The organism is Microbacterium sp. ZXX196, assembly GCF_009709595.1.
GTDB lineage: Bacteria > Actinomycetota > Actinomycetes > Actinomycetales > Microbacteriaceae > Microbacterium > Microbacterium excoecariae.
This window is the reverse complement of sequence record NZ_WMEE01000009.1, coordinates 63,068-86,108: the sequence shown is the minus strand read 5'-3', so window position 1 is coordinate 86,108 and position 23,041 is coordinate 63,068. Positions and strand designations below refer to the sequence as shown.

At 71.4% G+C, this 23,041-nt stretch carries 20 protein-coding genes; 11 read left to right on the top strand and 9 right to left on the bottom strand.

Annotation, left to right across the window (positions count from 1 at the left end):
• Window positions 1-8: 8 nt before the first annotated feature.
• Window positions 9-1,406: a dihydrolipoyl dehydrogenase gene (lpdA, locus tag GJQ66_RS09350; protein ID WP_155049053.1), complete on the bottom strand. Its 1,398-nt coding sequence runs from the start codon at window positions 1,404-1,406 to the stop codon at window positions 9-11.
• Between the two features lie 42 nt (window positions 1,407-1,448).
• Window positions 1,449-2,177, bottom strand: a complete 729-nt coding sequence (locus GJQ66_RS09345) for a copper resistance CopC family protein (protein WP_155049052.1) — start codon at window positions 2,175-2,177, stop codon at window positions 1,449-1,451.
• Between the two features lie 139 nt (window positions 2,178-2,316).
• On the opposite strand from GJQ66_RS09345, the gene GJQ66_RS09340 reads away from it, so the two are divergent.
• The 3 genes from GJQ66_RS09340 to GJQ66_RS09330 all read left to right on the top strand — a co-directional run bounded on the left by GJQ66_RS09340 (window position 2,317) and on the right by GJQ66_RS09330 (window position 4,143).
• Window positions 2,317-2,790 carry an FHA domain-containing protein gene (locus GJQ66_RS09340; RefSeq protein WP_155049080.1) on the top strand — a complete coding sequence of 158 codons (474 nt, stop codon included), beginning with the start codon at window positions 2,317-2,319 and terminating at the stop codon, window positions 2,788-2,790.
• Entirely contained in the window at window positions 2,790-3,482 is a 693-nt protein-coding gene (locus GJQ66_RS09335) for a MerR family transcriptional regulator (RefSeq protein ID WP_155049051.1), read from the top strand. The genes GJQ66_RS09340 and GJQ66_RS09335 overlap by 1 nt, the downstream gene beginning before the upstream one ends.
• A gap of 118 nt (window positions 3,483-3,600) precedes the next feature.
• The gene (locus GJQ66_RS09330) at window positions 3,601-4,143 is read left to right on the top strand and encodes a MerR family transcriptional regulator (RefSeq protein ID WP_155049050.1); all 543 of its coding nucleotides are present in this window, start codon (window positions 3,601-3,603) and stop codon (window positions 4,141-4,143) included.
• A 64-nt stretch (window positions 4,144-4,207) separates the two neighbouring features.
• Here the strand turns inward: GJQ66_RS09330 and GJQ66_RS09325 are convergent, their stop codons facing one another.
• Complete coding sequence (locus tag GJQ66_RS09325; RefSeq protein WP_368732844.1) at window positions 4,208-5,023, bottom strand: ParA family protein; 816 nt, start codon at window positions 5,021-5,023, stop codon at window positions 4,208-4,210.
• An 84-nt stretch (window positions 5,024-5,107) separates the two neighbouring features.
• On the opposite strand from GJQ66_RS09325, the gene GJQ66_RS09320 reads away from it, so the two are divergent.
• The 3 genes from GJQ66_RS09320 to GJQ66_RS09310 all read left to right on the top strand — a co-directional run bounded on the left by GJQ66_RS09320 (window position 5,108) and on the right by GJQ66_RS09310 (window position 10,783).
• Window positions 5,108-8,515 carry a pyruvate carboxylase gene (locus GJQ66_RS09320; protein WP_155049049.1) on the top strand — a complete coding sequence of 1,136 codons (3,408 nt, stop codon included), beginning with the start codon at window positions 5,108-5,110 and terminating at the stop codon, window positions 8,513-8,515.
• A 61-nt stretch (window positions 8,516-8,576) separates the two neighbouring features.
• Entirely contained in the window at window positions 8,577-10,295 is a 1,719-nt protein-coding gene (locus GJQ66_RS15380) for an AAA family ATPase (protein ID WP_368732843.1), read from the top strand.
• Complete coding sequence (locus tag GJQ66_RS09310) at window positions 10,292-10,783, top strand: peptide deformylase (RefSeq protein WP_155049048.1); 492 nt, start codon at window positions 10,292-10,294, stop codon at window positions 10,781-10,783. Before GJQ66_RS15380 ends, GJQ66_RS09310 begins: the two co-directional genes overlap by 4 nt.
• 57 nt (window positions 10,784-10,840) lie before the next feature.
• Here the strand turns inward: GJQ66_RS09310 and GJQ66_RS09305 are convergent, their stop codons facing one another.
• Window positions 10,841-12,670, bottom strand: coding sequence for a long-chain fatty acid--CoA ligase (locus GJQ66_RS09305; protein ID WP_368732842.1), 1,830 nt, complete (start codon window positions 12,668-12,670; stop codon window positions 10,841-10,843).
• Window positions 12,671-12,853: 183 nt separating this feature from the next.
• Between GJQ66_RS09305 and GJQ66_RS09300 the strand changes: the two genes are divergently transcribed.
• Window positions 12,854-13,564 carry a lysophospholipid acyltransferase family protein gene (locus GJQ66_RS09300; RefSeq protein ID WP_368732841.1) on the top strand — a complete coding sequence of 237 codons (711 nt, stop codon included), beginning with the start codon at window positions 12,854-12,856 and terminating at the stop codon, window positions 13,562-13,564.
• A 40-nt stretch (window positions 13,565-13,604) separates the two neighbouring features.
• Window positions 13,605-14,942 carry a class II 3-deoxy-7-phosphoheptulonate synthase gene (locus GJQ66_RS09295; RefSeq protein WP_155049047.1) on the top strand — a complete coding sequence of 446 codons (1,338 nt, stop codon included), beginning with the start codon at window positions 13,605-13,607 and terminating at the stop codon, window positions 14,940-14,942.
• A gap of 62 nt (window positions 14,943-15,004) precedes the next feature.
• Here the strand turns inward: GJQ66_RS09295 and GJQ66_RS09290 are convergent, their stop codons facing one another.
• The 4 genes from GJQ66_RS09290 to GJQ66_RS09275 form a co-directional block, all read right to left on the bottom strand.
• The gene (locus tag GJQ66_RS09290; protein WP_155049046.1) at window positions 15,005-16,210 is read right to left on the bottom strand and encodes an MFS transporter; all 1,206 of its coding nucleotides are present in this window, start codon (window positions 16,208-16,210) and stop codon (window positions 15,005-15,007) included.
• A gap of 41 nt (window positions 16,211-16,251) precedes the next feature.
• Entirely contained in the window at window positions 16,252-16,824 is a 573-nt protein-coding gene (locus GJQ66_RS09285; RefSeq protein ID WP_368732840.1) for a TetR/AcrR family transcriptional regulator, read from the bottom strand.
• 111 nt (window positions 16,825-16,935) lie between these two features.
• Window positions 16,936-18,912: a Stk1 family PASTA domain-containing Ser/Thr kinase gene (pknB, locus tag GJQ66_RS09280; RefSeq protein ID WP_368732839.1), complete on the bottom strand. Its 1,977-nt coding sequence runs from the start codon at window positions 18,910-18,912 to the stop codon at window positions 16,936-16,938.
• A 41-nt stretch (window positions 18,913-18,953) separates the two neighbouring features.
• Window positions 18,954-20,180, bottom strand: coding sequence for a LysM peptidoglycan-binding domain-containing protein (locus tag GJQ66_RS09275; protein ID WP_368732838.1), 1,227 nt, complete (start codon window positions 20,178-20,180; stop codon window positions 18,954-18,956).
• A gap of 149 nt (window positions 20,181-20,329) precedes the next feature.
• On the opposite strand from GJQ66_RS09275, the gene GJQ66_RS09270 reads away from it, so the two are divergent.
• Window positions 20,330-20,683 carry an Rv2175c family DNA-binding protein gene (locus GJQ66_RS09270; RefSeq protein WP_368732837.1) on the top strand — a complete coding sequence of 118 codons (354 nt, stop codon included), beginning with the start codon at window positions 20,330-20,332 and terminating at the stop codon, window positions 20,681-20,683.
• A 6-nt stretch (window positions 20,684-20,689) separates the two neighbouring features.
• Here the strand turns inward: GJQ66_RS09270 and GJQ66_RS09265 are convergent, their stop codons facing one another.
• On the bottom strand, window positions 20,690-21,790 hold the full coding sequence (locus GJQ66_RS09265; protein WP_368732836.1) for a polyprenyl synthetase family protein: 1,101 nt from the start codon (window positions 21,788-21,790) through the stop codon (window positions 20,690-20,692).
• 70 nt (window positions 21,791-21,860) lie between these two features.
• Here GJQ66_RS09265 and GJQ66_RS09260 point away from each other — a divergent pair, with 70 nt between their 5' ends.
• Together GJQ66_RS09260 and mraZ are read left to right on the top strand one after the other, a co-directional pair.
• Window positions 21,861-22,250: a DUF3040 domain-containing protein gene (locus GJQ66_RS09260; RefSeq protein ID WP_155049044.1), complete on the top strand. Its 390-nt coding sequence runs from the start codon at window positions 21,861-21,863 to the stop codon at window positions 22,248-22,250.
• A gap of 273 nt (window positions 22,251-22,523) precedes the next feature.
• Window positions 22,524-22,955 (top strand): division/cell wall cluster transcriptional repressor MraZ, encoded by a 432-nt coding sequence (gene mraZ / locus GJQ66_RS09255; protein ID WP_155049043.1) that lies wholly within the window; start codon window positions 22,524-22,526, stop codon window positions 22,953-22,955.
• Window positions 22,956-23,041: the final 86 nt, after the last annotated feature.

Sequence of the window (23,041 nt, the reverse complement as noted above, 5' to 3'; positions counted from 1 at the left end):
GCGCGTTGTCACATGTTGATCATGTGACCCGCGAGGCCGTGGAAGCCCTCCTGCAGCGCCTCCGACAGCGTCGGGTGCGTGTGGACGTTACGGGCGGCCTCGAGAGCCGTCAGGTCCCACTTCTGCGCCAGAGTGAGCTCGGGAAGCAGCTCCGAGACGTCCGGGCCGACCATGTGCGCGCCGAGAAGCTCAAGGTGCTCCGCGTCGGCGATGAGCTTGACGAAGCCGACCGGCTCGCCGAGGCCGTTGGCCTTGCCGTTGGCGCTGAAGGGGAACTTCGAGACCGTGATCTCGTGTCCCTCCGCGCGGGCCTGCGCCTCGGTGAGGCCGAAGCTCGCGACCTGCGGCGAGCAGAACGTCGCGCGCGGCATCATGCGGTAGTCGCCCAGCGTCTGCGTCTCGGCCCCCGCGATCGTCTCCGCCGCCACGACGCCCTGCGCCTCGGCGACGTGGGCGAGCTGCAGCTTCGCGGTGACGTCGCCGATCGCGTAGACGCCGTCGACGTTCGTGCGCATGTTGTCGTCGATCGCGATTGCGCCGCGGTCTGTGAGCGCCACGCCCGTCTTGTCGAGCCCGTAGCCCTCGATGCGCGGCGCGAAGCCGACGGACATGAGGACCTTGTCGGCGTCCAGCTCACCCGCCGTGCCGTCCTGCTTCTTGTACGTGACGTGCACGCTCTGGCCGTTGTCGTCGGCCGACGTCACGCCCGTCGACGTCAGGATGTCGATGCCGAGCTTCTTGTACTGACGGGCGATCTCCTTCGAGACGTCCGGGTCCTCGTTCGGGAGCACGCGATCGGCGAACTCGACGATCGTGACTTTCACGCCGTAGTTCGACAGGACGTACGCGAACTCCATGCCGATCGCGCCAGCGCCGACGATGACGATCGAGCGGGGCAGGTCGCGGGAGAGGATCTGCTCCTCGTAGCTCACGACGTTCTCGCTGAGCGCGATGCCCGGGAGCGAGCGGACGACGGATCCCGTAGAGATGATCACGTTGTCGGCCGTGATGCGCTCGGTGCCGCCGTCGGATCCGGCGACCTCGATGGTCTTGGCGTCCACGAAGGTGCCGCGACCGGAGTACTCCGTCACCTTGTTCTTCTTCATCAGGAAGTGGATGCCCTTGACGTGCGTCTCCGCGACCTTGCGGCTGCGGTCGAACGCCGCGCCGAAGTCGAAGGAGACCTCGCCGGACATGCCGAAGAAGTCGGCCTTGTGGGTGAAGGTGTGAGCCACCTCCGCGTTCTTGAGGAGGGACTTCGAGGGGATGCACCCCACGTTGAGGCAGACACCGCCCCAGTACTTCTCTTCGATGATCGCGGTGTTCAGTCCGAGCTGGGCGCTGCGAACGGCCGCGACGTAACCGCCGGGGCCCGCGCCGAGGATGACGACGTCGTAGTGAGGCATGGTTCTCAGCCTAATCGGTTGTGGGCAGACCGATCGCGCGACTTACGAGGCGCGGCGCGAGCGGACGATCAGCCAGACGACAAGGGCGATCAGCGCCAGGACCACGACGCCGGCGACGATCGCGATCACGATGCCGGCGCTCGCGTCCTCCTCCGGCGCGGCAGCCTCGGGAGTCGGGCTCTCTGAGAGGGAGGTCGTCGCCGACGGCGTCTCCGACGGCTGGGCGGACTCGGCGGGCGACGTGGTCTCGGACGGCGCGGCCGTTTCCGAGGCGGACGGCGTCGCGGCGGGGGCCCACGCCGAGGTCGCCTCGAACGTGAAGAGCTGGCTGTCGGCGTGACCGTCGCCGTAGAGCACGCGCCACACGACCGTGTACTCGCCCGCGGGCGCTCCCTCGGGGTCGAGCGCCTGCGTCGCGGTGCGCCCCGATACGACGGGGGCGCCGTCGGCGTAGTCGCGGCAGTCCCGGGTGTCGGCGCGGCCCGGATCCGCGATGAGCAGCCCCGCGTCCTCGCACGTGGCGTCGAAGACGGCGATGTCGGTGGTGCCGTCGCCGGGCGATGCGGGCGGGGTGAGGTCGTCGCTGAACGTGAGGGAGACCTCGGCCGGGAGCTCGGACACGACGGACTCGGACGCGGGGCTGGTCTCCTCCAGCGTGGAGTGCGCCGAGGCGGCCGTGGCCGCGGCGAGCGGCGCCAGGAGAGCGGACAGCCCAATCGCGAGGAGAACGGCGGTGCGGGAACGGGGGGTCGAGTGCGTGCGATCAGTCACGCCGATACCGTACGCCCCCGGTCCGCGGGCCCTCCGTGAGGCGCGTCAGTTTGTGGGCGAATCGCCGCGCGGGAAAGGTCACGGATCGGTTAAGCTGGCCGGAACGGAAGGAGAGCGCGTGTCCCAGCAGAATGAGTCGATGCACACGATGACGCGGCACATCCCCCGTGTCGGCGGGAACGACGGCACGGGCGATCACACGCAGACGTTTGGCCACGACGCCGACCTGTCGTTTGTCCCCTTCCAGGGCGAGTTGACGCAGGCGGAGCTCGACGCGGTCGCGGCGCTCCCCTCCGGCGCCGCCTTGCTCCTCGTCCGTTCGGGCCCCGGAGCGGGCGCGCGGTATTTGCTCGATTCCGAGTCGACCACGGTCGGCCGTCACCCCAACGCGGGGATCTTCTTCGACGACGTCACGGTCTCGCGCCGGCACGCCGAGATCACGCGTTCGCGGGCGGGCTTCGAGCTCGTCGACCAGCGCTCCCTCAACGGCACGTACGTCAATGGCGAGCGCGTCGATCGGGCGGCGCTCGCGAATGGCGACGAGGTGCGCATCGGGAAGTTCCGCACGAACTTCTTCAGCTCGCCGCGCGATCTGCAGGCGACGGCGCACTGATGGCGGCCGCGGCCGCGGGCAGGGCGGCGGCCGCGAGGGCGGACGGCCCGCTCCTGTCGATTGGGCAGGTGCTCTCGAAGCTCCAGCGCGATTTTCCGAAGCTCACTTCGAGCAAGCTGCGCTTCCTCGAGGTGCAGGGCATCGTCTCGCCGCAGCGCACGACCGCGGGCTATCGCAAGTTCTCGCCGTCCGACCTGGAGCGGTTGCGCCTCGCGCTGACGCTGCAGCGGGATCACTACATGCCGCTGACCGTGATTCGTGCGGCGCTCGATGACCTCGACGCCGGTCGCACCCCCGATCTGCCCGAGAGCATCGGGCCGGTCCCGGGAGCGCGCTATACGCGGGACGAGCTCCTGCAGGCCGCCGGCGCCCCCGCGCAGCTGCTCAACGACGCGTTCAGCCTGGGGCTCATCGAGCCCGCGGCGAGCTACGACGCCGATGCGCTGGGAATCATGCGATCGCTCGTGGCGCTCGATCATCACGGCATCGACCCGCGCCACGTGCGCGCGATGCGCCAGAGCGCCGAGCGCGAGGCCGCCCTCATCGAGGTGGCGCTCGCGCCGCTGCTGCGGCGGGCGGACACGCCGTCGCGCGCCCGCGCCCAGGAGCTCGCGCCGCAGCTCGCCCAGCGCCTCGATGAGGTGCGCGGGATCCTGGTGCGACAGGCGCTCGGGCGGATCCTGCCCGAGTGACGGCGCGGGGTCACGATTCATAACGCTTGCGAGACACGCCGCCGGTTCGGGCGCGGATGTCGTTGATGGCGCACCGGGTGCGCCGTACTGTGGGGGAGACCCCGAAGAGAGGAAGACGATGAGCGCGGGATACCCCGATCAGGGCGGCTTCGCCGTCGATCTTCTCTTCACCGACGGCCTGCCGAAGCTTGACCCCGAGATGGGGTACCGCGGCGCGGTCGCCGCCAAGGCGGCGGGAATCACCTACCGCCAGCTCGACTATTGGGCCCGGACCGAACTCGTCCTTCCGACGATTCGCGGAGCGCAGGGATCCGGCTCGCAGCGCCTCTATGGTTTCCGCGACATCCTCGTGCTCAAGCTCGTCAAGCGGCTGCTCGACACGGGGATCTCCCTGCAGCAGATCCGCGTCGCGGTCGAGCAGCTCCGCGCGGCGGGGATCCGCGATCTCGCGGGAACGACACTCATGAGCGACGGGGCGTCGGTGTACCTGTGCACCTCGAACGACGAGGTGATCGATCTGGTCAGCCGCGGGCAGGGCGTGTTTGGCATCGCCGTCGGCAAGGTCCTGCGCGAGGTCGAGTCCACGCTGGTGGAGTTCGACCCCACCGCCCCCGACCCCGTCGACGAGCTCGCCGCCCGTCGCGCGAAGAAGACCGCCTAAGACGCGTCGCGTACGCGAAGAGGGGGCGCCCCGCGGGGCGCCCCCTCTTCGCGTACGCGGTCGGTTATCCCGCCTGCGGGCCGTTCTCCGGCACGGTCACGTGTCCGGCCTCCACGATCCGATCGAGGAGGCGGTCGAAGTCGGCCGCGAGCTCCTGAGCGCTCTCGCCCGGCCACACGTGCAGGGGCTTCGCGGCGCCCTGGGCCTGCTGGAGCGAGGTGCGCTCGGGGAGCTGCGGCTCGAGCACGAGGTCGCCGAACATGTCGCGCAGCTCCTTGATGCGGAACTGGTGCTCAACCGACTGCGGGCGCACCCGGTTGACGATGATGCCGAGCGGCTGGAGACGGGAGGAGAGGCCGCGGCGGATCTCCTCGATCGCGCGGAGCGCGCGGTCGGCTGCGGCGACCGAGAACAGGCCCGGCTCTGTGACGACCGCGACGCGGTCGCTCGCCGCCCACGCCGTGCGGGTGAGCGCGTTAAGGGAGGGGGCGCAGTCGATGAGGACGAGGTCGTACTCGTCCTCGAGCATCGCGAGCGCCTCCTCCATCTTCCAGACATCGCGCACCGAGGGGTGGGGCCCGTCGTAGTTGATGGCCGACGGGCTGCCGAGCATGATGTCGATCGTGCCGGGGTGGACCTTGGTCCACCCGCTCGAGGCGATCGCCTGCCGGACCGTCTTCTCCTTGGGGTTCTCGAGCACGTCGGCGACGTTCAGCCGCCCGGCCGTGTTGACGTCGAGGCCCGTAGAGACATCCGACTGCGGGTCGAGGTCGACGATGAGCGTCCGAATGCCGCGCGCGAACGCGGCCGACGCGAGGCCCAGGGTCACCGTCGTCTTGCCGACGCCGCCCTTCAGTGAACTGACGCTGAGTACGTGCACACGCCTACGCTACCGTCCTCTAGGCTGTGAGCCATCCGGGCCCGCCGATTAATCGGCGGGAAATCCCGCAGCCGAGGGAGGCTCATGTTCTCGAAGGTTCTGGTCGCCAACCGCGGGGAGATCGCGATTCGCGCCTTCCGCGCCGCCTACGAGCTCGGTGCCCGGACGGTGGCCGTCTTTCCGGTCGAGGACAGAAATTCGCTGCATCGGCTGAAGGCCGACGAGGCGTATCAGATCGGGGAGGAGGGACACCCGGTCCGCGCCTACCTGGACGTCGACGAGATCGTGCGCGTCGCGGTCGAGGCCGGGGCCGATGCGATCTACCCCGGGTACGGGTTCCTCTCCGAGAATCCCGACCTCGCCTCGCGCGCGGCCGAGCACGGCATCGCGTTCATCGGGCCGCCTGCGCGCGTGCTGGAGATGGCCGGGAACAAGGTGACGGCGAAGGAGAACGCGATCGCGGCGGGCGTGCCCGTCCTCCGATCCACCGAGGCGAGCGACGACGTCGCGTGGCTTGTCGCGCAGGCGGACGAGATCGGCTTCCCCCTGTTCGCCAAGGCGGTCGCGGGCGGCGGCGGGCGCGGCATGCGGCGCGTCGAGGAGCCCGCGCAGCTCGCGGGCGCGCTCGAGGAGGCCATGCGCGAGGCGGGCAGCGCCTTCGGCGACGCGCGCATGTTTCTCGAGCAGGCCGTTCTGCGGCCGCGGCATATCGAGGTGCAGGTCCTGGCGGACGCGCACGGATCCACGGTCCACCTATTCGAGCGCGACTGCTCCGTGCAGCGGCGCCACCAGAAGGTCATCGAGCTGGCGCCCGCGCCGAATCTCGCGCCCGAGATCGCGGCCGCGCTCCATCGCCACGCCGTCGCCTTCGCCGAATCGATTGGCTACGTGAACGCCGGCACCGTGGAGTTCCTGCTCGAGACAGCGGGCCCGCGCGCCGGCGAGGTGGTCTTCATCGAGATGAACCCGCGGATCCAGGTCGAGCACACCGTCACGGAGGAGGTCACCGACGTCGACCTCGTCCAGGCGCAGATGCGCATCGCGGCGGGCGAGAGCCTGGGCGAGCTCGGGCTGGAACAGGACGCGATCCGGCTGCACGGTCAGGCGATGCAGACGCGCATCACGACCGAGGACCCGGCGGCCGGGTTCCGGCCCGACACGGGGCGGATCACGACGTACCGCTCACCGGGCGGGGCAGGGATCCGCATCGACGGCGGGACGACCGCCGCCGGCTCGCAGGTGTCCCCGCACTTTGACTCCATGCTCGCCAAGCTCACCGTGCGCGGGCGAGACTTCCCCTCCGCCGTCGCCCGCGCGCGGCGCGCCCTCGCGGAATTCCGGATCCGCGGCGTCGCGACGAACATTCCGTTCCTCCGCGCGGTGCTCGACGATCCCGCCTTCGTCGCCGGCGACCTCTCGACGTCCTTCATCGACGAGCGACCCGAGCTGCTGCGCGGACGCGTGTCGAAGGACCGCGGCACGAAGCTCCTGCGGTGGATGGTCGAGCAGACCGTCAACCAGCCCCACGGCCCTCGGCCCGCGCTCGGCGACCCGCGAAAGAAGCTGCCGCCGATCGACCTCGAGGCTCCCGCGCCCGCGGGGAGTCGCCAACGCCTCGCGGAGCTCGGGCCCGAGGGGTTCGCGGCCGCGCTACGGGCGCAGAAGCCCCTCGCCGTGACGGAGACGACGTTCCGCGACGCGCACCAATCCCTGCTCGCGACCCGGGTGCGCACACGCGACCTGCTCGCCGTCGCGCCGCACGTGGCGCGCCTCGAGCCGCAGCTGTTCTCGGTCGAGGCGTGGGGCGGCGCCACCTACGACGTCGCGCTCCGGTTCCTCGGCGAGGACCCGTGGGATCGCCTCGCGAGCCTGCGGGACGCGCTCCCGAATGTCGCGATCCAGATGCTGCTGCGCGGGCGTAACACCGTCGGGTACACGCCGTATCCGACGGAGGTCACGGACGCGTTCGTCGAGGAGGCCGCCGCGACCGGCGTGGACATCTTCCGCATCTTCGACGCGCTGAACGACGTGGAGCAGATGCGACCGGCGATCGACGCCGTGCGCGCGACCGGATCCACACTCGCCGAGGTGGCCCTGTGCTACACGGGCGACCTCGCGGATCCGTCGGAGCCGCTCTACACGCTCGACTACTACCTCCGGCTCGCCGAGCGGATCGTCGGCGCGGGCGCGCACGTGCTGGCGATCAAGGACATGGCGGGTCTCCTGCGCCCCGCGGCGGCGGCGCGGCTGGTGACGGCGCTCCGGCGCGAGTTCGACCTCCCCGTGCACGTGCACACGCACGACACGGCGGGCGGGCAGCTCGGCACCCTGCTTGCCGCGAGCGCGGCCGGCGCCGACGCGGTCGATGCCGCGGCCGCGCCCATGGCCGGGACGACGAGCCAGCCCTCGCTCTCGTCGGTCGTCGCGGCCCTCGCGCACACCGCGCGGGACACGGGCCTCGACCTCTCGGCGGTCGCCGACCTCGAGCCGTATTGGGAGGCCGTCCGGCGGGTGTATCGGCCGTTCGAGTCCGGGCTCGCGGGCCCGACCGGGCGCGTGTACACGCACGAGATCCCGGGCGGCCAGCTCTCCAACCTGCGCCAGCAGGCGATCGCTCTCGGACTCGCGGGCGACTTCGAGCGCATCGAGGATATGTACGCGGCGGCCGATCGCATGCTCGGGCGGATCCCCAAGGTGACCCCCTCGTCGAAGGTGGTCGGGGACCTCGCGCTCCACCTCGCCGCGGTCCGCGCCGACCCCGCCGAGTTCGAGGAGCACCCGGAACGCTTCGACGTGCCCGACTCGGTTGTCCGGTTCATGGCGGGCGAGCTCGGCGAGCTTCCGGGTGGGTGGCCGGAGCCGTTCCGATCGAAGGTCCTGGCCGGTCGCGACGTGCGCGTCGGGGTGACGCCCCTCGGCGCGGAGGATGCGCGCGCGCTCGCCGCCGCCGGCCACGAGCGCCGCGTGGCTCTCAACCGGTTGTTGTTCCCGCAGCCGACCGCGGTGTGGGAGGACACGGCGCGCGCATACGGAGACCTGTCCGTGCTCGACACGCGCGACTACCTGTACGGCCTGGAGCCGGGCGCCGAGCACATCGTCGAGCTGGAGAAGGGCGTCGAGCTCTACGTCGGCCTCGAGTCGATCGGCGACGCCGACGACAAGGGCATGAGATCCGTCATGACGACGCTGAACGGGCAGCTGCGCCCCGTGGAGGTGCGCGATCGCTCGATCGACGTCGAGGTGCACGAGGCGGAGAAGGCGGATCCCGCCCGCCCGGGCCACGTGAGCGCGCCATTCTCCGGCGTCGTGACCCTGAAGGTGGCCCCCGGCGACGTCGTCGAACAGGGTGCCGCGGTCGCGTCGATCGAGGCGATGAAGATGGAGGCCGCCGTCGGCGCGACCATCTCCGGGGTCGTCGAGCGCGTCGCGATCGCGCCGACCTCGTCCGTCGACGCCGGCGACCTTTTGGTCGTCATCGCGCCCGCCGAGTAGCATCTCCGGGGCGGGAGACACCCGCCGCGGGCCCCGCGCCCCGGTGATTCAGGAGCTTTTCGTGGCAGCACAGAGCAATCCGTCTCCCGACGGACACGACGACAACGGCGTGCTCGACGGCGCCAGCGTCGAGACCACGTCCCTTGACCTCGGCGGGACGTCGCACGTGCGCGTGTCGCTCCCGGCCGGGTATCGCGACGAGGACGATCTCGACGACGACGTGCTCGCCGACGAGCTCCCGCACGATGCGCACGCCGCGACCGACGAGGTCGCGATCGCGGAGCTCGACGAGGACGGCGACGACGACGAGCCCGCCGAGGACGAGTCGGCGGATCAGGAGTCCGCGGATCACGAGTCCGCGTTCGACGAGGTCGCCGAAGATGACGCCTCCTCCGACGAGGTTGGGAAAGACGATTCCGAGCGCGACGAGCCCGAGCGTGACGCGGCCGCGACCGACGGTGAAGAGCCCGAGCTTGACGAGACCGAGCCCGAGCGCGACGAGCCGTCGGCCGAGAGCGTCGACGGCGAGGAGGCCGAGGACACCGAGCCCGCGGCGGAGAGCGCGGGCGGCGACGGGACCGAGGACGCGGGCGCGGCGCCGGACCCGTCCGGCTCGGAGGCTTCCGCGGAGGCGGCCGCCGACGTCGCGGGCGACCCCGCCGGGGATGCCCCGTCCGATGCTGTCGCCGCGTCCGCCGTGGCCGTCCGCGAGCCCGCGCCCGTCGCCGCGGCCGTCTCTGACGAGGCCGCCGCGGCCGTTGTCGAGGCCTCCCGCCCTCCGCGCGCGTCGTTCATCACCCCGCCCGCGCGCCGCGCGGGCGACGTCGGGGCCTCGGCCGCGCGCGAGTCGAGCGACGTTCTCACGGCCGACCGCCTCCTGGAGACCGGCGCGATCCGCCGCCCCGAGCCGCAGGACCCGTGGCGCCGCATCGTCTACTCCGCGACGCGTGGGGTCATCAACCTCGGCGACAGCAAGCGCACCCGCGCCCGCAAGGAGCTCACGGCGCGCATCGCGGCGCCGCTCGGCGGATCCGCGCGCTTCGTCCCCGTGCTGAGTCGGAAGGGCGGCGTCGGCAAGACGACCGTGACGGCCCTCGTGGGTATGGCGCTTGCCGACGCGCGCGAGGATCGCGTCGTCGCGGTCGACGCGAACCCCGACCGCGGCACGCTCGCGGAGCGCATCGCCCCGAGCTCGGCGGGCAAGACGGTGCGCGACCTTGTGCGCGGGCACGACGGGATCCGCGGGTTCGGCGACATTTCCGCGCACGTCACGCGCGACGCCACGCGCCTCGACGTCCTCGCCTCGGACGCGGATCCGCACGTCGCCGACGCCTTCAGCGACGCCGACTACCGCAGTGTCGCGGAGATCGCCGAGCACTACTACTCGATCGTGCTCACCGACACGGGCACGGGCATCGTCCACTCCGTGATGGGCGCGACGCTCGAAATGGCCGACCAGCTCGTCATCGTCTCGGGCCTCAGCGTCGACGAGGCCCGCCTGGCGTCCGAGACGCTCACGTGGCTCGAGGCCAACGGGCACGCCGACAAGGCGCACGCGGCGATCGTCGTCCTCAACCAGGACAGCCGGGGCGCGCCCCTCGTGCGCATCGAGGAACTCGATGCGCACTTCCGCAGCCGCGTGCGCCACGTCGTGCACCTGCCGTACGACGCGCGACTGGCGACGGGAAGCGCGATCGCGTTCCACGAGCTCGATCGGGGAACGCGCGAGGCGGCGCGCGAGCTCGCCGCCCTCGTGGTCGAGGGGGTGCGCACCGCATGACGGTGCGGGAGATTCGCCTCTACGGCGACCCGGTGCTGCGCACGGCCTGTGCCGAGATCGGGGAGATCGATGAGGGCGTGCGCGCGCTCGTCGACGACCTCATCGAGACGGTCCGCGTGCCGGGACGTGCGGGCGTGGCCGCGCCGCAGATCGGCGTGGGGCTGCGCGCCTTCAGCTACAACGTCGACGGGCGCGTCGGCGCGATCCTGAACCCGCGCGTCGTCGAGGTGCGCGGCGAGCCGGCTCCGACGGGGGAGGGGTGCCTCTCGGTCCCCGGCCTCTGGCACGACGCCCTGCGCCACCCGTACGCCCGGGTCGAGGGAATCGACGTCGACGGGCGCCCCATCGTCCTCGAGGGCGAAGGCCTGTTCGCGCAGATGCTCCAGCACGAGACCGACCACCTCGACGGCATGGTCTACCTCCAGCGCCTGCCGAAGGACACGCGGCGGATCGCGATGCGCGAGGTGCGCGAGAGCGACTGGTTCTAACCGGACCGAATGCGATGAGGGGCGGGCGCCACGGCGCCCGCCCCTCACTCTCTGCCCTCAGCCAATCGCGACCGTCGCGGTCACGTCCTTCGGGCCCGAATAGATGTCGGCGATCTCCTCGGCGAAGTCGGACACGATCACCGCGCGCTTGATCGAGAGCTTCGGCGTGAGGTGCCCCGTCGCCTCGGTCCATTCGGTCGGCAGGATCCGGAAGGCGCGGATCGACTCCGCACGGGAGACCCGCGTGTTCGCCTCGTCGATCGCCCGCTGCACCTCCGCCTGCACCGCCGCGGATCGGGTGGCCTGCTCCAGCGTGAGGTCGGACGACTCCCCGTGGGTCGCGAGCCACGCGGGCAGCATCTCGGGGTCGAGCGTGACGAGCGCAGAGATGAACGGCTTCTGGTCGCCGACGACCACGACCTGCCCCACGATGGGGTTCGCGCGGATCGGGTCCTCCAGCACCGTCGGCGCGACGTTCTTGCCGCCGGCCGTGACGATGATCTCCTTCTTGCGCCCCGTGATCGCGAGGTAGCCGTCGTCGTCGAGCGAGCCGAGGTCGCCGGTGCGGAACCAGGATCCGTCGAAAGCCTCCTCGGTTGCCTCCGGGTTGCGCCAGTACTCGCGGAAGACGTTGACGCCGCGCACCTGGATCTCGCCGTCGTCCGCGATGCGGACGCCGACGCCCGGGAGCGGCGGCCCGACCGTGCCGACCTTGATGCGATCGGGGAGGTTCACGCTCGCGGGCGCCGTCGTCTCCGTGAGGCCGTAGCCCTCGAGGATCTTGATCCCGAGCCCGCGGAAGAAGTAGCCCAGGCGCGGCCCGAGCGGGGCGGATCCAGAGACGGCGTAGGTGACGCGCCCGCCCATGAGGTCGCGCAGCTTGCCGTAGACGAGCTTGTCGAAGAGGCGGAACTGCGCCGCGAGCAGCGGACCGATCCGCTCGCCCTCCTGCTCGCGCCGGGCGTGCTCGACCGCCACCTTGGCCGCGCGCCGGAAGATCGCCCCCTTGCCCTCGGCCTCCGTCTTCTGCTCGGCGGAGTTGTACACCTTCTCGAACACCCGCGGGACCGCGAGGAGGAGGGTCGGGCGGAAGGAGCCGAGGGTCTTCACGAGGTTCTTCGTGTTCGGTTCGTGGCCCGTGCGCACGCCGCCGTGGATGTAGAGAACCGACATGAAACGCGCGAAGACGTGGGCCGTCGTGATGAACAGGACGGTCGAGGCTCCCGGCTGGTTGATGATCTCGGCGAGGGAACGCGCCGCGTTCTGGGCCGTGTCCACGAAGTTGCTGTGGGTCAGGACGCACCCCTTCGGGCGCCCGGTCGATCCCGACGTGTAGATGATGGTGGCGACGTCGTCGCCGCGCGCGAGGTGGCGGCGGCGCTCGATCTCGTCGTCCTCGACCCCGGCACCCTGGGCGATGAGGTCCGCGAGAGCCCCCTCGTCCATGCGCCAGTAAAGGTCGAGCAGCGGAAGGCGATCGCGCACCTCGGCCACGCGCTGGTCGTGCTCGGCGGTCTCGACGAGGAGGGCGACGGCGCCGGAGTCGGACAGGATCCACTGGATCTGCTCGGGCGAGCTGGTCTCGTAGACGGGCACCATGATGGCGCCGGCGTAGTGCAGCGCGAAGTCCACGAGGGTCCACTCGTAGGTGGTGCGCGCGAGGAACCCGACCTTGTCGCCCGGGCGCACCCCCGCGGCGACGAAGCCCTTCGCGAGGCGGATGACCTCGTTCTCGAACTCGCGCGCGGATACGTCGCGCCATCGGTCTTCCTCGGGGATCCCGAACAGCGCCTTGTGCGGGGTCTCGCGAGCGCGGTCCGCGAGCAGGTCGGACACGTTGCGGCTGGGGTCGGTCGGCACGATCAGATCGGCGGAGAACTCGATCACGGCAGCTCCTTTGATACCGGTCGGGTGGGTGCGTCTCGGGTAGTGCGCACGCCTGGGCTTGCATCGAGTCTATTGCCGGAGCGCGCGGGCGTCGTGACGAATTGTGTCCGCACGACAAGCGCCGTGTCATGCGCCCGCGCGGGCTAGACTCGTCGCCGTCCCCGACCCCCTGGAGCGCGCGCTGTGATCTATTGGATCCTCAAGTACCTGGTGATCGGTCCGGTGCTGAAGGCGATCTTCCGCCCCTGGATCACGGGCGCCGACCACATCCCCTCCCAGGGGGCAGCGATTCTGACGTCGAATCACCTCTCGGTCATGGACTCGATCTTCCTGCCGCTCATGATCGATCGACCGATGTCGTTCCTCGCGAAGGCCGAGTACTTCACGGGCCGCGGGCTGAAGGGGTGGGCCACGAAGTGGTTCATGAAGGGCACGGGGCAGATCCCCATCGACAGATCGGGCGGATCCGCATCCGAGGCGGCGCTCAACACGGCACTCCAGGTGATCGGGCGCGGCGACCTCCTTGGCATCTATCCCGAGGGCACCCGCAGCCCGGACGGGCGCCTGTACAAGGGGCGCACGGGGCTGGCACGCATGGCGCTCGTGGCGAAGGTGCCCGTGATCCCCGTGGTGATGGTCGACACCGACACGATGATGCCGATCGGCGCCACGGTTCCCCGGATCATGCGGGTGGGCATGATCATCGGCGAGCCGCTCGACTTCTCCCGATATGAGGGGCTCGAGGACGATCGTTTTGTGCTCCGCAGCGTCACCGACGAGATCATGGTCGCCCTTCAGCAGCTGGGCGGGCAGGAGTACGTCGACGACTACGCCTCGGCCCACCGCGCGCGAGCGGAGGAGCGGGGCGCGGCCGCCGCCAGCTCCTTCTCCTGACCGCGCGCGGCGCGCGCGTGGCGGCCGCTAGGCTGGGGGCATGCAGCACTCCTCCGACGCGCTGGACGCCTGGCGCGACCTCCCGATCAAGCAGCAGCCCTCCTGGCCCGACGCGGCCGCGGTAGAGCTGGTGTCCTCCGAGCTGGCGACGTTGCCCCCGCTCGTGTTCGCGGGCGAGGTCGACGAGATGCGCTATCGCCTCGGCGAGGCGGCTGCGGGTCGGGCGTTCCTCCTGCAGGGCGGGGACTGCGCCGAGACCTTCGCGGGCGCGACGGCCGACAAGATCCGCAACCGCATCAAGACCGTGCTCCAGATGGCCGTCGTCCTCACCTACGGCGCGTCCATGCCGATCGTGAAGATGGGCCGCATGGCGGGCCAGTTCGCCAAGCCGCGTTCGAAGGACACCGAGACGCGCGGCGACGTGACGCTCCCGGCCTTCCGCGGCGAGATCGTCAACGGGTTCGACTTCACCGAGGAGTCGCGCACGGCGGATCCGCGGCGCCTCCTCCAGGCTTACCACACCGCCGCGAGCACCCTGAACCTTATCCGCGCCTTCACGCAGGGCGGGTTCGCCGACCTGCGCGAGGTTCACTCCTGGAACAAGGGCTTCGCGGAGAACCCCGCCAACAAGCGCTACGAGCAGATGGCGACGGAGATCGACCGGGCGATCAAGTTCATGGAGGCGGCGGGAGCTGACTTCGACGAGCTGAAGCGCGTGGACTTCTACACGGGCCACGAGGGCCTCCTCATGGACTACGAGCGCCCGCTGACGCGCGTGGACTCGCGCACGGGCGGCGTCTACGACACCTCGGCGCACTTCATCTGGATCGGCGAGCGCACGCGCGAGCTCGACGGCGCGCACGTGGACTTCTTCTCGAAGGTGCGCAACCCGATCGGCGTGAAACTGGGCCCGTCGACGACGCCGGAAACGGCGCTCGCGCTCATCGACAAGCTCGACCCCGAGCGCGAGCCGGGCCGCCTGACGTTTATCACCCGCATGGGCGCCGACGCGATCCGCGACGCCCTGCCGCCCCTGCTCGAGGCTGTGCGCGACTCGGGCGCCACGCCGCTGTGGGTCACCGACCCCATGCACGGCAACGGCTTCTCGACGCCGACGGGCTACAAGACGCGTCGTTTCGACGACGTGGTCGACGAGGTGCGCGGGTTCTTCGAGGCGCACCGCGCCGCGGGGACGCACCCCGGCGGGATCCACGTCGAGCTCACGGGCGACGACGTGACCGAGTGCCTCGGCGGATCCGAGCAGATCGACGAGGCGACGCTCGCGACGCGCTACGAGTCGCTGTGCGACCCGCGCCTCAACCACATGCAGTCGCTCGAGCTGGCGTTCCTTGTGGCCGAGGAGCTCGAGAAGCGCTAACCCCCTGCCCGGCGCCGCCCCGGATCGAACCGCGTGTTCGGTCCGGGGCGGCGCCCGCCTTGTCAGCGGCGGGGGGTCTCGCGGCGGCCATCGAGCACGCCCGCGAGCACAATCACCGCGAGGCCGGCGCATGGGACGATCGCGAGCGCCGTGCGCAGGTCCGTGGCGTTGGCGATGAGTCCCACCGCGGGCGGCGACGCCAAGAAACCCAGGCGCATGAGCCACGAGACCACGGTGAGGCCGGTGCCGTGGCGGAGGCCGGGGAGCTCGTCGGCCGCGTGCATCGCCGCGGGGACGAGGGTCGCGATTCCGACGCCGGCCGCGGCGAACCCGACGATGCTTGCGGCGACCGTCCCGAACGCGAGCGCGACCCCCATGCCGACGACGACGAGGACGCCGCCCGCCCGTGCGACGGCGCGCTGACCGAATCTGTCCACGAGCCGGTCTCCCACCAGGCGGCCGATGAACTGGGCGCCGACGAGGGCGATGAGCCCGATCGCGGCGATCGCGCCGGGCGCCCCGAGGGACGTCAGATAGAGCGCCGCCCACGTGAAGCCCGCGTCCTCGACGACGCTGCCCGCCATCGCGATGACGACGAGCGCGATGAGCGTGAGGATGATGCGGGCGGGCACGCGTCGCGCGATCTCCGCGCCGGAGGGCGCGGCGGCGTGTGCGTCCGGGGCCGGGTCGCGATCCGGCCCCGGCAGGCAATACCGCAGGGCGACGAGCGCGACGACGGAGAAGATCGCCCCCGAGATCGCGAGGTGCACCCCGATCGGCAGGCCCACAGCGATGGCGCCGGCGGCCATCGCCCCGCCGAGCACCGCGCCCACCGACCACACGGCGTGGAACGAGTTGAGGATGGAGCGGCCCAGGGCGCGCTGAACCCGGAGTCCGTGTGCATTTTGCGCGACGTCGGTGATCGCGTCGCAGGCGCCGCCGACCAGCAGGAACGCGACGAATACCCACACGTTCGGGGCGAGGCCTGCGGCCAGCACTCCGAGCGCCGTGAGGATCGTGCTGAACACGGCGGCCCGCGCCGAGCCGAGGCGCCGGATGGCCCAGGCCGCCCCGAGGCCCGCGACGATCGCGCCGACGGGGAAGGCAATGACGGCGAAGCCGTACTCGGCGTTGTCGAGCCCGAGCGCCTGTTTGATCTCGGGGTAGCGCGGCAGGATGTTCGCGTACAGCGCGCCGTTCGTAAGGAACAGCGCCGAGACGGCGGCTCGGGCGCGGCCGATCGAACGCGGCGGCGGTGTGGGACGCATGGGCGCGTTGTCCGTTCGTGAAAGGGGGAGGGGAGTGGAATTCAGCCGGCGATGCGCGCGATGGCCTGGGCGATGTCGTCCGGGTCGCGCTGCACCGCGTCGAGCGCGCGGTGGATGGACAGCCCCTCGATCGCCGCGTCCATCAGGCGCGCGGTCAGCGGATCGAAGTGACGCTCGAGCGCCGCTCGGCTGCGGGTCATCCAGGCGGAGGTCAGCTGGCGGTAGCGCGGATCCCGCGCGGCCAGCGTGTAGAGCTCGTGGGTGAGGACGAGTTCGCGGCCGTCGCTGAACACGTCCTCGCGGATGATGTCGGCGACCGCGCGGCGCGCGGCGTCCGCGTCGGCGGCGGCGCGCATCCGCCGCTCGAAGCGATCGCTGATCTCCTCGGCGAAGTGCGCGAGGGCGTCGAAGAGGAGCTCGTCCTTGCCCGCGAAGTGATAGGTCATGGAGCCCAGCGGCACGTCGGCCGCCCGCGCGACGCGGCGGTGCGACACGCCCGCGACGCCCACGTCGGCGATGACGTCGAGGCAGGCGAGCAGGATCCGCGTGCGCCGATCGGGGTCGTGCCGGCGCGTGCGGGCCCCGTCGGCGGCGTCCTCAGCGATGGCCCTCACCACCCTTCGTCGCGACGCGTGGGCAACGGGCCGCGCCAGGGCAGGGAGGGTGCCAAGCGGATCGCATGCGCCGATGCTATCGTTGATGCGTACGAACGTACACCCGACGGGTCAGCCGGTCGCGGAGATCTGCAGGTAGATCTCGGTCCCGAGGGGGTGCATGCTCTCCGGTCCGGGGTCGGTTCCGGTCACCGTCGTGAGGCCGTTCGGGAAGACGCTCCAGAGCGCGGAATGGTCGGCGACGAAGCCCGCATTCTCGAGCGCCGCGATCGCCTCGTCGCGCGTGAGACCGACGACGTCCGGGACCGGGAACGGCTCCGGACCCAGCGATTCGATGAGCGTCACCGTGTCGCCCGGGGAGAGCGCCTGCTCGCCCGGATCCACGAGCGCGATGACGCGGCCCTCCTCGATGGCGTCGCTGTAGCGCTGCTCCGTGGCGTCCGCGACGACGAGCCCGACGTCCTCCAAGCGATCGCGCGCCTCGGCCACGGTGACGTTCTCGACGTCGGGGACGGCGCCGGCGGAGACCGTGAACGCGATCGCGTCGCCCTCGTGCGCGGAGCACCCGTCGCCGCACGCATAGGGGTCGCCGGACCCGCGCGGCGACACGCGCGCCGCGAGCACCGTTCCGGCCTCGGCGGAGTCGAACCGTTCGGACACGTCGTCGGCGACCCGGAGGCGCTGTTCCTCGGCGAGGTCGGCGGCCTCGTCCTGGGGGAGGCCGCGCAGCGACTCCACCTCGACGGCGGCGGGGCCGAGCGAGGTGACGATCGTCACGCGCTGTCCGGGATAGACGGGCGTGCCGCTCGCGGGTGTGACGTCGAGGATCCGTCCCGCTGGTACATCGATGCTCGTCTCGGACTCCTCCGCCGGGACGAGCTCGAGGGCCGTGAGGGCTGCCGCGGCATCGTCGAAGGTCGCGTCCTCGGCGAACGAGGGCACGACGATCATCGACCCGGGCCCGGACCCGAACCACCACCCCGTCCCTCCCGCGGCGAGCGCGAGAAAGAGGACGATGATCGCGGCCCACCAGCCGCGCACGGTCCGCCGGCGGGTTCGGACTCGTAATCGCTCGGCGTTCTGATCGCTCGCGGTGGGCCCGGGAACGGCGAGGGTCGGGGCGAGGATGGCGGTGGCGCCGGGCTCGTCGTCCTCCGGCGCGAGAAGTTTCGTCGCGTTCTCGCCCAGGAGATCCTCTGCGGCGCGCGCGGCGAGACGCCCCCGGGTGGGGAGAGGGTGCACGCCGATCTGGTGCTCGATCTCGCGAAGTCGGTCGAGCATCTCCTGCGCGTCGGCCGGGCGTTCGTCGGGTTCGCGCTCGGTCGCCCACAGGACGAGCTCGTCGAGCGGCTCGGGCACCTCGGGATTGCGGATGCTGGGGCGCGGCACCTGCTCGGTGGCGTGCTGATACGCGATCTGCATCGGCTGCTCGCCCGTGTAGGGCTGCGCGCCCGTGAGCATCTCGTACAGCATGATGCCGAGCGCGTAGATGTCGGTGCGCGCGTCGGCGGATCCCTGGGTGACGAGCTCGGGGGCGAGGTACGCGATCGTTCCGAGCAGCTGCTGCCCGGTCGCCGTGTTGGCGCTTGTGGCGCGGGCGAGCCCGAAGTCGCCGATCTTCACGCGGCCGTCCTCCGCGAGGAGGACGTTCTCGGGTTTGACGTCGCGGTGAATGAACCCCGCGCGATGCGCCGAGGCGAGGCCCGACAGCACGGCGTCCATGATCGTGATCGTCTGGGAGAGCGACAGTCGCGTCTGTTCCGCGAGGAGGTCGCGGAGGGTGATGCCCGCGAGATACTCCATGACGAGGTAGGCGATCTCGCCGTCCTGGCCCTGATCGAACACGCTCACGACGTGCGGGTCGCTCAGCCGGGCGGCGGCCCGCGCCTCCTGGATGAAGCGGCTCTGAAAGCGGTCGTCGTCGCTCAGGTGATGGTGCATGACCTTGAGCGCCACGCGTCGCTCCAGGCGGAGATCGGTCGCGAGGTACACGGTCGCCATGCCGCCGCGGGCGATGCGCCCGCGGACGCGGTATCGGCCGTCGACAAGCCGCCCCAGGAGGGGATCAGCCGGCGGACGAGAAGACACGAATTGATTCTAGGGACTGAACGGGCCCCGGCCCGGAAGGCTCACCCGTGCTGCGCGAGCCAGCCGTACGCCGCGACGCGCCACCGGTCGTACCGCCCGGGGTGGGCCGAGATCTGAACCGCCTGCGCCGCCTCGCCGAAGCCCATGTCCTGCCACCCGGCCAGGTCGAGGAGGCCGCGGGTGGATCCGTCCGGCGCGCCGGTGAAGAAGGCGCGGGTCGCGTAGCCACGGTCGACGAGCTGGTCGGCAGCGCCCCACCCCGCGCTCGGGCGCTGCTGGAAGAGACCCCGCGAGTCGCGGTCCCCGTAGTCGACGTTGCGCAGGCCGGACTCGACCATGGCCGTCGCGAGCGCGATGGCGATGCCGCGGTCGCCGACGCCGAGCTCGCGGCCGATGCCGATGATGAGGGCGGCGTTCTCGGCCTGGGGCGCCGTAAGCGTCGCGGACAGGTCGTGGTCCGGGTTGTCGTAGATGGACGTCGTCTCCCGCGCCTCGGGCGGTGCGGTCAGGACGAGGTCCTGACCGGGGTAGATGATCGCGGCGGACGTCAGATCGTTGAGGTCGAGGAGGGCGCCCACGGTCAGCCCCGCGTCGCGCGCGATCGACCACAGGGTGTCGCCGGCGCGCACGGTGTGGGATTGGGCACTGGAGGAGGCCTCGCCCCGCTCGGCGGCGACGGTGCCGCCCGGTGCCGAGGTTTCCGCCCCGGGGACGTCGAGCCGCTGGCCGGGGAAGATCACGGCGGATCGGCCGAGCGCGTTGGCGGAGGTCAGCGCCGCGACCGAGACGCCCTGTTCCTGCGCGATCGCCCAGAGCGTGTCGCCGGCGCGCACGGTGTAGCTCGACGCGGCGCGCGCGGAGCGAGCCGGCGTCGCGCTCTCCGACGTGGCGGCCGCGGCGACGGCGCCGCCCCCGCTCGGCGGGCGGAGCGTCAGTTCCTGGCCGGGGAAGATCGTGCTGGACCAGCTCAGGTCGTTCCAGGTGAGCACGTCGACCGTGCGGAGCCCGTGACGGATCGCGATCCCCGTGACCGTGTCCCCGGCGCGGACGACGTAGGTCGGCGATGTCCGCGCGGTGTGCGCGACGTCCGGCGTCTCGGCGGGGCGGTTCGCGATGGTGCCGAGGGCGCGGTCGAGGCCGCGGCGGTCCGTGGTCGGTCGCTCGGGCGCCTGATCGGCGGCGACGACGGGCGTCGCGCCGAGGGCGAGCGCCACGGCGCCCGTCACGGCGACGGGCGCGGCGGTCAGAATGCGGTTGCGTCGTCCCACGAAGATCCCCCTCCGGATCGGCCGATCACACACATCGGCGGATTGTCACGCTGTCACGGATGGATAACGGTGTCAACTGAAGTTACCCATTGTGGTTTTTGTGACGGGTGGGATCCGAGGACCCGGGGAGACCGTGGGAGAATCGCCCTGTGGCTGATGACAACGACACGGTTCTGGACGCCCTCGACTGGCTGACGCTCCCCGAGGTGGGCGAGCGGATCGGCGAGGCCCCCGGGCGGGTGCGCCGCCTGCTGGACGAGCGCGCGCTCGTGGCGTTGCGCCGCGACGGCGTGCTGCGCGTCCCCGCGGCTTTCGTCGACGGCGGCCGCGTGTTGCCGTCGCTGCGCGGCACGGTGATCGTGCTCGGCGATGTCGGCTTTACCGACGACGAGATCGTCGTCTGGCTGTTTACCCTCGAGGAGTCGCTCGGGCACGCTCCCATCGAGTCGCTTCTCGCGGGACGGAAGGCCGAGGTCCGGCGCGTCGCGCAGACCCTCGCCTGACGCGAGCTACGTCTCGCGCCGCGTCGTCGCCTCGACGAGACGCTCCAGGTCGCCCGCGACGCCGGCAAGCTCCTCGCTCCCGATCGCGGTGCGCGCGGCGTCCGCGCGATCCGAGATCAGGGCCTCGGCGCGTTCGAGCGCGCCGGTGGTACGGACGAGGTCCTGCAGCGCCCGGACGTCCTCGGGCGCGAGGTCCGCGGCGCCGATGCGCGCATCGAAGCGGCTCCGCTCCGCCGGGTCCATGCCCTCGCGGGCATACGCGACGAGGAGCGTGCGCTTGCCCTCCCGCAGGTCGTCGCCCGCGGGCTTTCCCGTGACCGACGGATCCCCGAACACGCCGAGGATGTCGTCGCGCAGTTGAAAGGCGAGGCCGAGCGGGGCGCCCACCTCGGCCAGGCCGCGGCGCACGGCGTCGGACGCGCCGCCGAGCGTCGCGCCGAGCTCGAGGGGTTGCGCGACGCTGTAGCGCGCCGACTTGAGGACGGCGATGCGCATCGCGCGCTCCGCGTGCTCGGCGTCGGGCGTGCGCACCCACGCCGCCTCCTCGGAGACGTCGAGGAACTGCCCCAGGATGACGTCGCGTCGCATGCGCTGATAGACGGCGCGGGTCGCGCGGCGCTCGGCGGCGCCCGCCGTCGCCTCCTCGAAGAGGTCGTCGCTCCACCCGAGGAGCAGGTCGCCGAGGAGGATCGCTCCGGACCGGCCGAAGGCCTCGCTGTCGCCGACCCAGCCGCGCTCGCGGTGCGCGGCCTCCAGCGCGCGCCATGTCGACGGGTGGCCGCGGCGGGTGTCCGAGTTGTCGACGATGTCGTCGTGCACGAGGGCCGCCGCCTGGAAGATCTCGAGCGCGGCGCCCAGGCTCAGCGCGGCCGCGTTCGGCTCCTCTCGCGCGGTCGCGGCACGCCACCCGAGCAGCGCAAATCGCGCGCGCAGCCGCTTGCCCCCCGTCAGCGCGGCCGCGGCGGTCTCGAGCAGGAGCGACGCGGCGGGATCCGTCGCGCCGGAGCCAGCGAACACCTCGTCGGCGAGGGCCTCGCGCACTCGTGCACGCGCGAACTTTTCGACGCGCTCCGAGATGTCTGTGATGATGTCGTGAGCGAACGGCACACGCCTAGCCTAGGTGCCTGCGCAGGCGATAGAATGAAGCACGGTCTTTCCACCCGAGGGGGTTTTCCCGATGCCACTCTCCGAGCAGGAGCAGCGACTTCTCGATGAGATGGAGCGCCAGCTCATGCACACCGACGCCGACGTCGTGCATGCCGGCGCCTCGCGCGGGTTTAGTTACCGCAACATGCTGATCGGCGCACTTCTCGTGCTCGCGGGTCTCGCCGCGATCCTCGCTGGCATCGCGCTGTGGAACGTCGCGGTCGTCGTCGGCGTCATCGTCGGGGTCCTCGGGTTTGCCGCGATGGTCGGCGGAGTGATTCTCGCGCTCGCACCGGGGCGCGGCTCCGCGGCGTCCTCGGGGGGCGATCGAGCCCGGCCCGCGCCGCAGTCCTCGCCGTCCTCGGGCGGATCCTTCATGGACAAGATGAACGACCGATGGGATCGCCGCCAGCAGGGCTGATCCCGGCCTCGAGCCTTCCCGCGCCGCCCCCGAATGGGGGCGGCGCTTTTTTGTGCGCGCACGCGGCCCCGCGCGCCCCGCGACACGCCGGGGTCGCCCGGGGCGCGCGTCTGGCCTCCACCCTCCTCCACCCGGACTCCGCCGCAGGATTCCGGGCCTGAGACGCACGATATGACGGTCTGAGAGCAGATTTTCTCTGGTATGTGGGGGAAAGTGGAGTAATGTGGGGCACACCTCGCGGAGGGCCGATCACGTCAGGGGGGTGAATGGCCGATGTTGCTGGGCACGCACACACCGAAGCTCGACGACAAAGGCCGCGTCATCCTGCCGGCGAAGTTCCGCGAGGAGCTCGCCGGTGGCGTCGTCGTCACCCGCGGTCAGGAACGGTGTCTCTACGTCTTTTCGACGTCGGAGTTCGAACAGGTGCACGAGCGGATCCGCCAAGCTCCCCTCAGCAACAAGCAGGCCCGCGACTTCCTGCGCATGTTCCTCTCCGGCGCGAGCGCCGAGGCGCCCGACGGTCAGAACCGCATCACCCTGCCGCAGCACCTTCGCCAGTACGCCGGGCTCAGCAAGGAGCTCGTCGTCACGGGCGTGGGCGCCCACGCGGAGATTTGGGACGCGACCGCCTGGAACGCGTACCTCGCGGGCAACGAGGACACGTACGCCGAGATGCAGGAGGAGGTGATTCCGGGACTGTTCTGATCCGGTGACCCGGACTCCCAGCCGCGACCCTGTCGTCACTTCCCCGGTGACAGGTCGCGCGGATGGGGATCCGGATTCCCGGGTCC

Coding starts and splice junctions, on each gene's coding strand:
- lpdA (WP_155049053.1), bottom strand. CDS start 1,406: ATGCCTCACTACGACGTCGTCATCCTCGGCGCGGGCCCCGGCGGTTAC.
- GJQ66_RS09340 (WP_155049080.1), top strand. CDS start 2,317: ATGCACACGATGACGCGGCACATCCCCCGTGTCGGCGGGAACGACGGC.
- GJQ66_RS09335 (WP_155049051.1), top strand. CDS start 2,790: ATGGCGGCCGCGGCCGCGGGCAGGGCGGCGGCCGCGAGGGCGGACGGC.
- GJQ66_RS09330 (WP_155049050.1), top strand. CDS start 3,601: ATGAGCGCGGGATACCCCGATCAGGGCGGCTTCGCCGTCGATCTTCTC.
- GJQ66_RS09320 (WP_155049049.1), top strand. CDS start 5,108: ATGTTCTCGAAGGTTCTGGTCGCCAACCGCGGGGAGATCGCGATTCGC.
- GJQ66_RS09310 (WP_155049048.1), top strand. CDS start 10,292: ATGACGGTGCGGGAGATTCGCCTCTACGGCGACCCGGTGCTGCGCACG.
- GJQ66_RS09295 (WP_155049047.1), top strand. CDS start 13,605: ATGCAGCACTCCTCCGACGCGCTGGACGCCTGGCGCGACCTCCCGATC.
- GJQ66_RS09290 (WP_155049046.1), bottom strand. CDS start 16,210: ATGCGTCCCACACCGCCGCCGCGTTCGATCGGCCGCGCCCGAGCCGCC.
- GJQ66_RS09260 (WP_155049044.1), top strand. CDS start 21,861: ATGCCACTCTCCGAGCAGGAGCAGCGACTTCTCGATGAGATGGAGCGC.
- mraZ (WP_155049043.1), top strand. CDS start 22,524: ATGTTGCTGGGCACGCACACACCGAAGCTCGACGACAAAGGCCGCGTC.